Genomic DNA, 12,833 nt, shown 5'->3' on the forward strand with positions numbered 1-12,833 from the left:
CCCCTCTTCATTAATCTTCATATAAAATCTCGATTTTGCCTGTTAGCAGACCTTCTCTTGTCTCCTCCAAGAATGCTAGTATGCGTTCTTTCTTTATTTGTTGACTTACTGGAAGTTTATCTATATCCAATAGATTCTTTCTCATATACTTAATATACTCCTGACCATGCCTGAACATAGGATTCCCTTTTTTATCTATGTTGTTAAACGGGAAATGCGTCACTTGCCCTGGCCAATCCGACATTGCTTTCTGAGGAAGAAAGACTCCGTTTGCCGAGGAATTGATGTTAATCCCATACTTCTCAATTAGCTCTCGGAGTCCCCCTTGATTTACAGGCACGAGGTGATGCGCTTGAGAATCCGGCGGACGGGTAATACCTGCTTCTTCCAGTTCTTTTCCAAGTACTACGGAGTCCTGCCTGGATGCAGGATATTCCTTGCTGAGCTCCCATCCGTTACTTCCCTTAACTTTATCAGAATAATCTTCTGCAAGCTTCGAAGACTGATTGCGCAATGTCATAATCCGATCTGCATCCACATTTTTCCCAGCGATGAGCAGCTTATTAATTTCTTGTAACTCACGTTGTGTTAGATGTTCCAGATCCCCACTCTTACATTCCAATTTCCCGGTCCATTGGTTGGGTGTAATGATCCCTTCATCAGCTGCTGCATTTAGTTTGGATATACTCTGTTGATTCAGATGTGGATCATCGTATTCCTGGTGATTTCTTGTCTTCGGCTTGATATTTTCGGATGGACTATCTTTGGGAACCCATGTATTTCGGGGTTTGGATGCCCCAACCTTCGGTGAAGTGGATGAAGAACCAGACTCCACATTTTGTGGCTTCCCTGTCTTCTTCGAATCCACATGGGAGTGTTCGGCGATCCCTTCGAACTTCCAGAATCATTGCCTTTCCCACGATTTCCACCTGTATCCGAGAACATGTGACTGTCATTCTTCACAATCACAGGCACGGTCTGGCCGTTGCTCAGCCTCACCCGCTGAACCCGCCATGGAACACTGGCTGCTGCGCCTGCGGTCATTTTACCCATAGCCTGGTTGATTCGTTCCCCCAGTTCCGCAAGGATGAAGGCATTAATGCGGCATTGGTCTTGAGGTTGCCATCCTTCATGGCACCACCTGAGGTTCCATCTGGCCCATCTCCATTACCATGCGGAACACCGCCCTTGGCTCCATCTCCATCTGCATGGCCAGACTTCTGCCACCACCCTTGAGCACTTTGGCACCATTTTTGACCAGGGATGCTCCACCAGCTACAGCCGTTACCGTATCCACGACTCGCATCGTAGCACCAACATCGTTTTAACCCAGCGTCGTAACTCTCTTGTTCCGTCAGAGTCAGCATTGTGCGATTGTCTTCACCTTTCAGATCCATGAACGGTTTGGCATACGCTTTTCCCGCGCCTGATACATCTTGCCAGATCTCTTCCCCTGATTTTTGAACCGTGACCAAGTCTCCCGTATAATCGATGACGTTATTTACGCCCGTGATCGTTCCTTGTACCGTGGCATTCCGCTCCGTTAATGACCCTACTTCTTCTCCCTTTACCCAGCTGTATAATCCCTGGGCATTGTCACCCCCAACGATCCCTGTAAATGCAAGGTCAGCCACATCACCGACCATACTGATCAGGCTTTTCCCCTCTTCGATCACACCGTCTAATTTGCCCTTTTCACGTGCTTCCCAGTTTCGTTTCAGCCGCGCTTCCTTCAGCGCGCTCTCTCCCATACTGGCCAGACTCTGGTCGAACGCAGACTGAATCATGTCAAAGGACCGATGGATCTCGGCTTCCAGTACTACATTCTCACTCTTTCCATTAACCTCTTCTACGAGCTCCACATGATCTGTCATCGTCTGAATATACAGACCTTCTGTACCCTCCAGACTGACGCTAGCTCCGCTGATGTTCAGTTCACCCATGCATTGGATCTGCACGTGGGTTGTGCTGTTCAATGTAACCCCGTTACCCGCAGCCATCGAGATATACAAGGCGCCCTCTTGGAATCGGTCGCTCGAAATTTGAAACTGGTGGGAGTTGAGACAAGGGAAAAAACCACAATACGGATGGCTTCCTCGCATTGTGGTGTTGTTGGTTGTATCGTTGTCAGACCCGGAGTGCTATAAAGCAAGTATTTTAGTTGAATGCAATCGACTCTATTTAACGAGTTGAAAAGTTCAATCATTCGACACTGGGTATGCATTTCAGACTACCTATAGAACTATATCTTGGAAGCCTACCTCAACTATTTCTTCATGCTCAATTTTCACAGCAAGCCCATGTACTATTTTCCAAGTACAATTAAAAGGCATTCCTTACTCTTCTGATAATCAATTGAGTTGGTTCAACTAAGTGACCCAACTCTTCTTTATTTTCAATGATTGGTGCAAACTTGTCAGATTCAGATTCATGCTCTCCCACAATTTCACTATAATCCATGTAAACTTCTTGATAATAGTCAAAGATAGCCTCTTCTACTTTAGTTATAACATCGTCCATATTTTCATCAAGATTGGTATATGCTTCTTTTTGAACATCGTGAAATTCGCCTTCTTCATTTCCATCAATACTTAAAATTATGACTTTCTCTTTTCCAAATATTTTATTTTCTGTTGTCCGCTCCAATATAAATCGTAAGAAACTCCACCGAATAATTCATGGTTAAGGTTAGCCATGCCATCACTCTCCTAATAGCTTCTCTTTAATTTTATGTTCTCCAACTCCACCTAAATGATTATATCTCCTGAAAAATATAAGGAAATCGTAGTAAAGTAATTATCTTATTTGATAGATACTTTTTCTGGTATTGATCTAGCTTTGTATTTATGATTACAGTAGTATTCTCTTTTCTGAATATTTGATCTGTACCATTTTCCACAAACACCATGTCAGGATTGAAAGACATTAAAATATTACCGAAAATTTTAAACAACACTTCTAATCCTTCTTCAAACAATTTCCCAAATAATTGAATTCCAATTTCCACATTAATTCCCATCGCATATTCTTCTCTTAAAAAATCAATACTAATAATATCTTCTGTTTCAATATCAAGTGTGAAGTATTTACAACTAAGACGAGAAAAATCTTCGTAGTTAGTTACTTTATCTTCAACTGTATCGCATACTATGTCATAAATTGTTCTTTTAAGTGCTTCCTCATCCAAATTTGAGACTAAGAATAACGTACAGTCCATCTCACTTCTAACCTCCAAATACTCTTGTAATCTTTCCATCCTTCACTAGAATTAATTCTTCTAGTCTTTTTAAATCTCCATTCGGATTTGCTTTTCTTAAAATTGTTTCGATAATTTCAATAACTTTTTCATTTGGAAAGTTGTCTAAGTTCAAAACAATTCTTTCAGACTGTTTCTTCGTCTTTCCTGCTATTTCTTTAATTATACTTTGTACTTTTCCATCTGGTTTTGGTGCATAACAATCAAATACATTTCCTTCGATTAGAAAATCTGGATTTGAACCTTCTGCAATTCCATGACCATTTCCACCATCAATTTCATCTAACATCTTAATATCATATCCATTATCAGCCAATACATCGGCTGTTTCATTTTGTTTCTTTATTCCATGAGAATCTCCTTCTCCGTAATTCCCTTTAGGTTTGCTATCCTTTGGTAAAGAAGGTTCGGTAAGTTTAATCTTTGGAATTTCACCCGTCCCCTCAGTTTTCCCATCCCTTGCCTTAGTTCCATCTTTCGATGACGGAGCATCTTTAGGTTTAGATGCATCCTTCGGCTTAACCGGCGTAACGTTTGGAGACGTCTTAGACGATTCTTTAGAAACGGTTCCTTTCGATGGCGCACTACTCTCTCTCGAATCCACATGGGATGTGCTCGGCGATCCCTTCGAACTCCCAGAATCACTGCCTTTCCCACGATTCCCACCTGGTTCCGAGAACATGTGATGGTCATTCTTCACAATCACTGGCACGGTCTGGCCGTTGCTCAGCCTCACCCGCTGAACTCGCCATGGAACACTGGCTGCTGCGCCTTCGGTCATTTTGCCCAAAGCCTGGCTGATTCGTTCTCCCAGCTCGGCAAGAGATGAAGGCATTAATGCGGCATTGGTCTTGAGCTTGCCATCCTTCATGGCACCGCCTGAGGTTCCATCTGGCCCATCTCCATGACCATGTGGAACGCCGCCCTTGGCTCCATCTCCATCTGCATGGCCAGACTTCTTGCCACCACCCTTGAGCACTTTGACCCCATTTTTGACCAGTGATGCTCCACCAGCTACAGCCGTTACCGTATCAACAACCCGTACCGCAGCGTTGACATCGTTCCGACCAGAGTCGTGGCTCTCCTGTTCCGTCAGGGTCAGCATCGTACGATTGTCTTCGCCCTTCAGGTCCATGAACGGCTTGGCATACGCTTCTCCCGCACTGGATACATCCTGCCAGATCTCTTTCCCTGATTTCTGACCCGTGACCAGGTCTCCCGTATAATCGATGACGTTATTTACGCCCGTAATCGTTCCTTGCACCGTGGCATTCCGCTCCGTTAATGACCCAACTTGTTCTCCCTTGACCCAGCTGTATAATCCCTGGGCATTGTCACCCCCGACAATGCCTGTAAATGCAAGGTCAGCCACATCACCGACCATACTGAGCAGGCTTTTCCCCTCTTCGATCACACCGTCCAATTTGCCCTTTTCACGTGCTTCCCAGTTTCGTTTCAGCCGCGCTTCCTTCAGCGCGCTCTCTCCCATACTGGCCAGACTCTGGTCGAACGCAGACTGAATCATATCAAAGGAACGATGGATCTCGGCTTCCAGGACTACATTCTCACTCTTGCCGTTGACCTCTTCCACAAGCTCCACATGATCTGTCATCGTCTGAATGTACAGACCTTCTGTACCCTCCAGACTGACACTGGCTCCGCTGATGTTTAAGTCACCCATGCATTGGATCTGCACGTGGGTTGTGCTATTCAATGTAACCCCGTTACCCGCAGCCATCGAGATATACAAAGCACCCTCTTGGGCATTCATGACAAGTTCGCTGTCGCCAAGGGTGAACGATTTCCCCTGCGGGTTACCGAAAGACTTTACACCCGGGTCCTGCATCACTTTGCCGCTCTTCTCCACATGTCCCGCTTCCGTTGGTTCCTGACGAACCGACTGCATCACCATGGCTTCATCTTCTTCTGCACTTGGGAAATACAGTTTCACTTTCGCACCGGGTTCGGGCATCATGTACCATACTTGACTGCCTTCCGCGGCATACGGGAACCAGCGTGCCTCCCCGGCCTGCTGACCCTCATCCATATCCAGATGAACCTTCACCTGGTTACGTTTCACATCAATGATTTTCCCTTCGATAGCAGCACCAGTGATCATCGTTTGAAGCTGTCTGGGCAGTGGATGCGATGCTGGCAATGCACATGTATATTTCCACTGCAGCAAGCTCCGTTCCAGCATCGCCTGGCGAGAGGTTATGTTGTAGATACGACCATCAGAGGATACTTCATCCCCCAATTGAAGCTCCTGCCCCAGGTCGAAGGTATACGTTGTATACTCCTCCTCGGTTACCGCATGTTTCCCTTGGGCTTCGGTATGTAAAAAACGCTCAATATTACGATTCTTCTCGAAAGGGATGTCTTTCAGCTCAAATGCCCCTCTGCCTTCTGGATAACCAATCCAGAACCTGGGCTTGTGTGCAGTCACATCCGGCACCAGATCTGCTCCCAGATGAGAAGCGAGCCGTTTCAGAAAGCTCCAATCGGTCTCCTGATACTGCATAATAAAAGCGCCCGTCTTTGTCTCATCAAAGGCAAAATCAATATAGTCTCCTTCAGGATAACCCTTCATAACACGATTAACAATGTCCAAATAACGTAGATTCTCGTTCTGATAGGATTTCGTTCTCTGTAAGGCATCCAGTTCATAGGTATGTGAGATGACTACAGCCATCATATATACGATCCCCCTGGTGGCTTCGACTTTGATCTCATGGAGTTGTCCCTTGAACAGGGGTAACTCCCTTCCGGATTCATCTATCTGGATGAATCCGACTCGATCGTGACTCCCAGCTTTCTGGATAATGGTTTCTTCCCATTCTTCATCTACCCATCCACTGAAGGATAACCGACCATGTGCCCCTGCTTGCTGGATCAATTCCAGCTTATCCAGGCGTATCTTGCCATACGGCCAATGGACATGGATATCCCCATAGGTTAGCGTTGATTTTTCCAAGGTCTGCACAGTGTTCCCCCTTTCTTATCCTTCTGCATCTTACAACTGACCATCGACCTCAATCTTGATAATCCCGCCTTTTCGGCATATCAGTTCTGATCGACTGAGCAGAGCGGCCTCACCTTCCACCAGCACGTCCTCCTTGCCCTGGCTCCATTTGTTGAAGAACGTATCCGGTTCACACAATGCTCCGTCCATTTTGCAAAACCCGCATCGTCCAACGTTAGCCAATGGAATCACGTCCGCAATGTTTAATACAGGCTGTTCCTTGATATAGATGCCGTGGGAAAGAGGCAGGTTCAGCACACCCGGATCTGATCCCTGACTACAGGAAATCTCGGCACCTCTGACCACATAGGTAAATTCACCACCGAAACCTCCTGACATCAAAGCTTTGAACAGCATGGGTAGCAGCATTCTAATTCCCTCCTATGTTAATAATCGATTGGTTCATTTCTGTTTTCACTCATCTGGGAACATGTGAATATCGCCCTTGTTAGAAGTCGCCATAGATGAAGCTGTTCAACCGGAAAACGGACATTCCCTGTGACCGCTCTTCCTTTTACCGATGTAACGATCACAATATCGTAAGCCATCCCCAAGGTTGAGGGCTGAATAGATTCTCCATAGAAGACAATCAGGCTATCTCCTTGTACCGTCTCCTCATGTAACCATTGCGCATCCTTTTTGAGCGTTCGCATCTGATCTGTGATGATACTGCCCATTCCCTCAATCTGGCTGACGTGCAATGGATGAGATGATCTAGATAGGCTTAAGCTGATACCCTTTTGCTCATCGATCCACATGACCTCATCTCGTCCATGGCTGTTTCTGCCCTCCTGTAGTTTGCCTCGGGGAACCTTGACCAGATGATCCGGTAAAGGAAGGGTTATTATCCCCTCCCAAATTTGGTGATTGTTCAACGTAATGATTTCTGCTTCGGTCTTGATCAGACCCTGGCGTACTCCGTATGTAACCTCTTCCTGCGTCATCAGCTCACCACTTGACGCTTCAGCTTCCTGAATGCGCTTCGCCAAACGCAAATCCCGATCCATTTTCAGCAGCATCTCATCACCATATCGGTTCATTCCAGATCCACCTTTCGTAAAACAAAGCCACTTAACCCTCTGCGAAGCATGCTCTCTGCTACATCAAGACGCACGATTACACCACTCCCTCTTACACCCTCCAATGTAAACATGCGTTGATCTTTAACCGCCTCACCCTGCAATACAAGTTGCTGTATTGAACCATTCGGATAAAATAGGCTATGGTCAGACAAAGCCTGCACAGCAGGAATATGACACGCCCAGTAGCTCAACTGCTCCCCGCTACCATGATCGATGAAGGTGACGGATTTGAACAACATTGCTTCATCGACCATTTCCATCAGCCGCTTCATGCGGTCACTAACAAAATATGAAGGCCTACTTATCCAATCCGTTGGCTCTTCATTCAGTCTACGTTCAATCATCATGACAGATGAAATGGGCAACTCATCAAAACTGGCTTTTAGTAGAGGAGGCCTGAACGGATTCAATATCCGATGATCTTCGGTCAGTTCATAAAATCGTGGGACCATAGCTCCTCCTCTTCCTCATGGGATACAACCCAGCGTATCGATTCAATCTGCTCTTCATTCAAAACATGTGTATACCTCTCACGGTCATGAATCCATATCTGTGCCTGACTCAGCCTAGCCCCCTGAAAATCAGCATGAAATAACTGTGCTCCCCTGAGGTCGACGCCTTCCAGATTGGCTCCGGCAAAACAGATTCCCTGAAGACCAAGAACACCTTCCTGGAATTCCATACTCGCTCCGTCACTGACATCAGACAGGTTGGCTCCACGCAGACTGCATTCCCGGAACACAGCATCCATGAGTAGCGCCCCTCTGAGATCAGCTCCACTCAGATCACTCTGTTCCCATTTGGTCCCAATCATCACAGTACCTCTTAAGTTACTCTTGCTCAGATCGGCATGACTGAAGTCAGAATACCTGATATCAACGTGGTCATATAATCCTTCTGCCAAGGATAGTGACGTATAGTCTCCATAAGCACATTCCAGCCCTTCCGCTACTGATAATTTCTTGCGAATGTTCTGCATGTCCCTATACCCATAGTCCCTGATATACACAGGTTCACTCCAGTCCTTATATTCACCTACCCTGATCTGAAACTGATCTGCACGGTTGATGTGTTCCATCTCTTTCAAATTCACAACATGAGGAACGGCCAGACGTGCAAGCGCAATGACGTAGGCATTGAATCTCCCCGCGGACTGCAACATCATCCGTTCAACATCAGAAGCATTCAGTACACCTCCATAACGTCTCATTTCGATATGAAGCAGCTGTTGTAACGAAGACAACGGCTGGAATGCCCACGTCGCATCATATGTGTGCATACACTCCACCTCATCCCAATACCATTGATCGGAGTAGGCTTCCATTAAGCAGGTGTAACTCCCCTCCAATATAGATGTTCTCAACATGGAACAATGAAGGATTGAGATTGGTTCTTTCCCGAGTTCCTGTTGGGCCCATTCTGCTTTTACACAGAGTTGCCGCATAGACTCTACGAACGATTGGATTAACGAGTTCTGATGTTCCATAATGTACACTCTCAGACTGGAGAGATGATCCTGAAGTACGGGTTCCAATATTTCCTGCTGCAAATGTACGATTGCTTCCGCTTTGTTCATTTCTCTTCCTTTCTACCACTCTTGGCTAATTCATCTTGATCTCCGCCCCGTGCATCTTCAACTCTTCTTCCAAAGTGATGGTATTGCCCTTTCCGGTTAATTCAACCTTCTCGCCTGCGATGCGAATGGTTTGCCCCGACATGACGACATCCTGACCTGCTGTAATGCTGACATTCTGATCGCTTACAATCTCGATGCCATTCTCGTCACTGACCGTGATATACATTCCACCCGCCGAGATCACAATTTTGTCTGGAGCCAGCATGATCTCTTTCCCATACTTGGTTCGGAATGTCTTGATGTCTGGATTCCCCATTCGATCTTCGGGCACTGGGGGCGGGGCTACTCTGCTGGCCGGGCTAGATTTACTTCCACCTCCACCCGCGCCTGAACTATTACGATTACTCCCGCTTGGACTTCCCCCAGACTGTCCCGAAGCCCCACCCTTTCCAGCCGCAGATGATGCGGTTGAAGCCTGTTTCGGTGTAGCTGGCACAATCTCAGGATCTTGCCTTTTTACAGAGCTTATGGCAATGCCGTCTTCCTCTTTTTTGCTCGGAAAATAAATACGAATGCTATCATTCACTTCAGGCATGCAATACCAGCCTGTATTGTTCTCGGAAGCATAAATCGTTGAATAGGGAAAGAAATAGGCTGTGCTCTCATCCTGCTGCTCATCCATATCGAGCTTCGCACGAACTTTGTCCCCCTTGACTTGGAGAACCGAAGCCTGAATGGAAGCGCCAATAATGGAAGTATTGTAGCTCTTCTTATAACGAAGCCCCTCCGCTGGAAATAAGGAGTATGTATGATTTAGCAAACTATCGATGAATCGGGTCTTCGCCTCACCTACAATCCACTTTTTGGATTTAAACTCTACTTCATTCCCTACTTCGAACCATTGCCTGCTGTCCGCTTCGTATACGATATAATCCGGATCTTTGACACCCGGTACCTTGTTTTCCTTGGCAGATCGATAGTCGGCAATTCGTTTGGTTGCTGTGTAATGGGATGCTTGCAATTCACCCTTATACTGGCCTTCGGGTAAGCCAAAATAAAACTTGGGTTTTCCTGAAGATGTATCCGGAACAACTCCAGTGTAGAAATGCGAAGCTATCCTTTTGATAAATTGCCAATCTGTTTCCTCATACTGCATCACAAAATCTCCGATTTTACGGCCATCTGTAGCAAAATCAATGACATCTGAACCTTCATAGGGAGAAATAATCTTGCGCACCAAATTCTTGTAGGACAGATTGGGATTTTGGAAGGAACGCTTATGCAGCTTTACATCCAATAAGTAGGTATGGGATACAGCGTCAACCATTAGTGTATGTACATCATTAATGACGTTCACTTTCACATGCAGCACCACACCGGAGAAGAACACCTTCTCATGTCCTTCGTCATCGGTAATTTTCACTTTAATATCGGTTTGGGATGTTGTTGCTTGCACATAGCTGTCTTTTCGAGCTTCCGGTATCACTGCCGTCATTCTCATTCGTGCATGTCCGTTCATCGTTTTATTCACTTCAAGGGTTTGAAGACGAACGATTTCGTAAGGTGTTACCCGAACCTGACCATATGTTGTTGCGGATATATTCATGAATAAGCCTCCTTGTATCTCAAATGAATCAATGGTTCCCCTTTATAATTGTATTTATATAATTCGGAATTTTATGGAATATTTTGAATATGTAGAAAGTCTCAAATTGAATGTGTATATACGCACTTCTATTTTCAAATGAATCTATAGTCTCACGTGGTGTTTACCTATATTGAGTGTTACATTTTCTTTGTCCATCTGGAACATTCCTTGACCAAACCGGTTCAGTTCTGTCCCACTCCCTCATAACCTAGTTAAAAAGGACAAAGGAGGCTGGACCGAATGTCCCCCATGAAATCATCAAGCGGTCTGGATGAAAATATTGCCGGCATGCTCTGTTATCTGTTCACTTTTGTAGGTGGAATCGTCTTTCTGGCTGTAGAAAAACGAAGCCGATTCGTTCTGTTTCATGCACTTCAATCCGTTACGGTATTTGGCCTCATTATGGTCGGCCATGTGTTGTGTGCATTCCTCCCACTGTTTGGGCCACTGCTGGCATCGCTATTGTCCTTGCTTGGTGTGGTGGTCTGGCTTCTCATGGTGGTGACCAGTCTGCAAGGCAAATGGCTTAAGCTGCCGTGGGTCGGAGACTTTGCAGAGAAACAGATGCGGCATCTGTAAGCTGTAACGTGTCTATCGGCTTCATCTCAAAGTAATTCATCATGTGAGTCTACATAATAATCCATCTTGTTTTGGGCAAAAAAAACACCGGATCTTCTGCTCTCTAACGAGCAAGGTCTCCGGTGTTTCGTTTATTATGCCTTCAATAACGATTCACAGGATAGATGATTCATCCCCTGAATAGTTCAGGCCGTTTAACTTTTTTCTTCACAACATTGATTATTCAATCCATGAGGAATTTAAAGTTAACATAATATACATGTTGAAGGCGTCGGGTAATAACAACGACGATTTAAGATCTTTACTTTTTACGCCGACTTGCCGTTATCTCCAAGGATCACGTCCGCTTGACGTTCCGCCATTTTGGCAGCCGTTGCTTGAGTACCCAGACCATTAAAGAGCAAATTCATGAAAATGGCCGTAAAGCTACCTGCAATAATTCCGTTACCGAGCATAATCTGTGCCCAGTCCGGCGCACCTGCGAACAATTGAGGCACAACCGTTACACCCAGACCCATGCCTACAGAGCAGGCGATGATGAACAGGTTCTCATGACGGTTCAAATCAACCTGGCTGCCCAGAATACGAATACCTGACGATACCACCATACCGAACAATGCAACCATGGCCCCGCCAAGAACAGAACCTGGAACTAGCTGCGCCAATGCAGCAATCTTCGGTACAAAGCCGATAACCACAAGCAGTCCACCCGCTACAACGATAACATCACGCGTTTTGACACGAGTCATCTGTACAAGCCCTACGTTTTGTGAATAGGTCGTGTAAGGGAATGAGTTGAAGATACCACCCAGCACAATCGCCAAACCTTCTGCACGGTAGCCACGAGCCAGATCTTTGGAGGACAGGTCTTTATCCAAAATTTTGCCAAGAGCCATGAATACACCAGTAGATTCAGCTACGCTGACAATCGCCACTAGAATCATGGTCAGAATCGGTACAATCTCAAATGTCGGCGTACCAAAGTAGAACGGCTGCACGACATGGAACCAGCTTGCTTCACGAATTGGCGCAAAGTTCACTTCACCCATAAGCCCTGCTGCCACTGTGCCCACGAGAAGGCCGATCAGCACCGAGATGGAACGAACGAATCCTGTCGTGAACCGTGTCATCAGAATGATGAACACCAATACGCCGAATCCGAGCAGAAGATGAACCCCACTGCCAAAGTCCTCTGCACCCTGACCGCCGCCGAGATCGTTGAACGCAACCGGAATCAGGGTCAGACCAATAATGGTTACTACTGATCCGGTGACGACTGGCGGAAAGAGCCGAATCAATTTGCCAAAAATGCCCGAGAACAATACAACGAATATCCCTGATGCAATGATCGCACCATAAATGGCAGACACGCCGCTCTTCATCCCAATTAAAATCATCGGTGATACAGCCTGGAATGCACAACCAAGCATGACGGGCAGCCCTACTCCGAAGAAACGATTGCCCCATACCTGAAGCAGTGTTGCCACACCACAGGCGAGCAGGTCAATCGCAATCAGATAGGTCAACTGCTCCATTGTAAAACCAAGGGCCTTACTTACAATAATTGGTACAACGACAGCTCCTGCATACATCGCCAGCACGTGCTGGAGACCTAACGAGAACGTTTTGATCGGATGCCGATGCCGCTGAAAAATTCGTTCGCGTGCCAT

13 protein-coding genes are annotated in these 12,833 nt (G+C 46.1%); 1 reads left to right on the forward strand and 12 read right to left on the reverse strand.

The window, feature by feature from the left end:
• Positions 1–10 precede the first annotated feature (10 nt).
• From gpAD87_RS29660 to gpAD87_RS29705, 11 genes are all read right to left on the reverse strand, one after another.
• Positions 11–868 (reverse strand): AHH domain-containing protein, encoded by an 858-nt coding sequence (locus gpAD87_RS29660; RefSeq protein WP_197521556.1) that lies wholly within the window; start codon positions 866–868, stop codon positions 11–13.
• A 172-nt stretch (positions 869–1,040) separates the two neighbouring features.
• On the reverse strand, positions 1,041–2,012 hold the full coding sequence (locus gpAD87_RS29665; RefSeq protein ID WP_064642498.1) for a hypothetical protein: 972 nt from the start codon (positions 2,010–2,012) through the stop codon (positions 1,041–1,043).
• A 222-nt stretch (positions 2,013–2,234) separates the two neighbouring features.
• The gene (locus tag gpAD87_RS33045; protein ID WP_376765184.1) at positions 2,235–2,333 is read right to left on the reverse strand and encodes a DUF6985 domain-containing protein; all 99 of its coding nucleotides are present in this window, start codon (positions 2,331–2,333) and stop codon (positions 2,235–2,237) included.
• Entirely contained in the window at positions 2,323–2,646 is a 324-nt protein-coding gene (locus tag gpAD87_RS29670; RefSeq protein WP_231952948.1) for a DUF6985 domain-containing protein, read from the reverse strand. Before gpAD87_RS29670 ends, gpAD87_RS33045 begins: the two co-directional genes overlap by 11 nt.
• Positions 2,647–2,755: 109 nt before the next feature.
• The gene (locus tag gpAD87_RS29675) at positions 2,756–3,256 is read right to left on the reverse strand and encodes a hypothetical protein (RefSeq protein WP_231952969.1); all 501 of its coding nucleotides are present in this window, start codon (positions 3,254–3,256) and stop codon (positions 2,756–2,758) included.
• A complete protein-coding gene (locus gpAD87_RS29680; RefSeq protein WP_231952950.1) occupies positions 3,225–6,230 on the reverse strand; it encodes a late control protein in 3,006 nt (1,001 codons plus the stop codon). Before gpAD87_RS29680 ends, gpAD87_RS29675 begins: the two co-directional genes overlap by 32 nt.
• A gap of 39 nt (positions 6,231–6,269) precedes the next feature.
• On the reverse strand, positions 6,270–6,647 hold the full coding sequence (locus gpAD87_RS29685; RefSeq protein WP_064642503.1) for a DUF4280 domain-containing protein: 378 nt from the start codon (positions 6,645–6,647) through the stop codon (positions 6,270–6,272).
• Between the two features lie 17 nt (positions 6,648–6,664).
• Positions 6,665–7,318, reverse strand: a complete 654-nt coding sequence (locus gpAD87_RS29690; RefSeq protein WP_064642505.1) for a hypothetical protein — start codon at positions 7,316–7,318, stop codon at positions 6,665–6,667.
• Entirely contained in the window at positions 7,315–7,812 is a 498-nt protein-coding gene (locus gpAD87_RS29695) for an imm11 family protein (RefSeq protein WP_064642506.1), read from the reverse strand. The genes gpAD87_RS29690 and gpAD87_RS29695 overlap by 4 nt, the downstream gene beginning before the upstream one ends.
• Positions 7,788–8,936, reverse strand: coding sequence for a pentapeptide repeat-containing protein (locus gpAD87_RS29700; RefSeq protein ID WP_064642508.1), 1,149 nt, complete (start codon positions 8,934–8,936; stop codon positions 7,788–7,790). Before gpAD87_RS29700 ends, gpAD87_RS29695 begins: the two co-directional genes overlap by 25 nt.
• Positions 8,937–8,961: 25 nt before the next feature.
• Positions 8,962–10,542 (reverse strand): hypothetical protein, encoded by a 1,581-nt coding sequence (locus gpAD87_RS29705; protein ID WP_064642510.1) that lies wholly within the window; start codon positions 10,540–10,542, stop codon positions 8,962–8,964.
• 282 nt (positions 10,543–10,824) lie between these two features.
• Between gpAD87_RS29705 and gpAD87_RS29710 the strand changes: the two genes are divergently transcribed.
• The gene (locus gpAD87_RS29710) at positions 10,825–11,163 is read left to right on the forward strand and encodes a DUF4870 domain-containing protein (protein ID WP_063567894.1); all 339 of its coding nucleotides are present in this window, start codon (positions 10,825–10,827) and stop codon (positions 11,161–11,163) included.
• A 308-nt stretch (positions 11,164–11,471) separates the two neighbouring features.
• On the opposite strand, the gene gpAD87_RS29715 is transcribed toward gpAD87_RS29710, so the two are convergent.
• The gene (locus gpAD87_RS29715; protein WP_064642512.1) at positions 11,472–12,833 is read right to left on the reverse strand and encodes a nucleobase:cation symporter-2 family protein; all 1,362 of its coding nucleotides are present in this window, start codon (positions 12,831–12,833) and stop codon (positions 11,472–11,474) included.

This window comes from Paenibacillus sp. AD87, assembly GCF_001659845.1.
Lineage (GTDB): Bacteria > Bacillota > Bacilli > Paenibacillales > Paenibacillaceae > Paenibacillus > Paenibacillus marchantiae.

Excerpts from the sequence above, each read along its gene's own strand:
- gpAD87_RS33045 (WP_376765184.1), bottom strand. The coding sequence starts at position 2,333 with ATGCCTTTTAATTGTACTTGGAAAATAGTACATGGGCTTGCTGTGAAA.
- gpAD87_RS29675 (WP_231952969.1), bottom strand. The coding sequence starts at position 3,256 with ATGGAAAGATTACAAGAGTATTTGGAGGTTAGAAGTGAGATGGACTGT.
- gpAD87_RS29685 (WP_064642503.1), bottom strand. The coding sequence starts at position 6,647 with ATGCTGCTACCCATGCTGTTCAAAGCTTTGATGTCAGGAGGTTTCGGT.
- gpAD87_RS29690 (WP_064642505.1), bottom strand. The coding sequence starts at position 7,318 with ATGAACCGATATGGTGATGAGATGCTGCTGAAAATGGATCGGGATTTG.
- gpAD87_RS29695 (WP_064642506.1), bottom strand. The coding sequence starts at position 7,812 with ATGGTCCCACGATTTTATGAACTGACCGAAGATCATCGGATATTGAAT.
- gpAD87_RS29700 (WP_064642508.1), bottom strand. The coding sequence starts at position 8,936 with ATGAACAAAGCGGAAGCAATCGTACATTTGCAGCAGGAAATATTGGAA.
- gpAD87_RS29705 (WP_064642510.1), bottom strand. The coding sequence starts at position 10,542 with ATGAATATATCCGCAACAACATATGGTCAGGTTCGGGTAACACCTTAC.
- gpAD87_RS29710 (WP_063567894.1), top strand. The coding sequence starts at position 10,825 with ATGTCCCCCATGAAATCATCAAGCGGTCTGGATGAAAATATTGCCGGC.
- gpAD87_RS29715 (WP_064642512.1), bottom strand. The coding sequence starts at position 12,833 with ATGGCACGCGAACGAATTTTTCAGCGGCATCGGCATCCGATCAAAACG.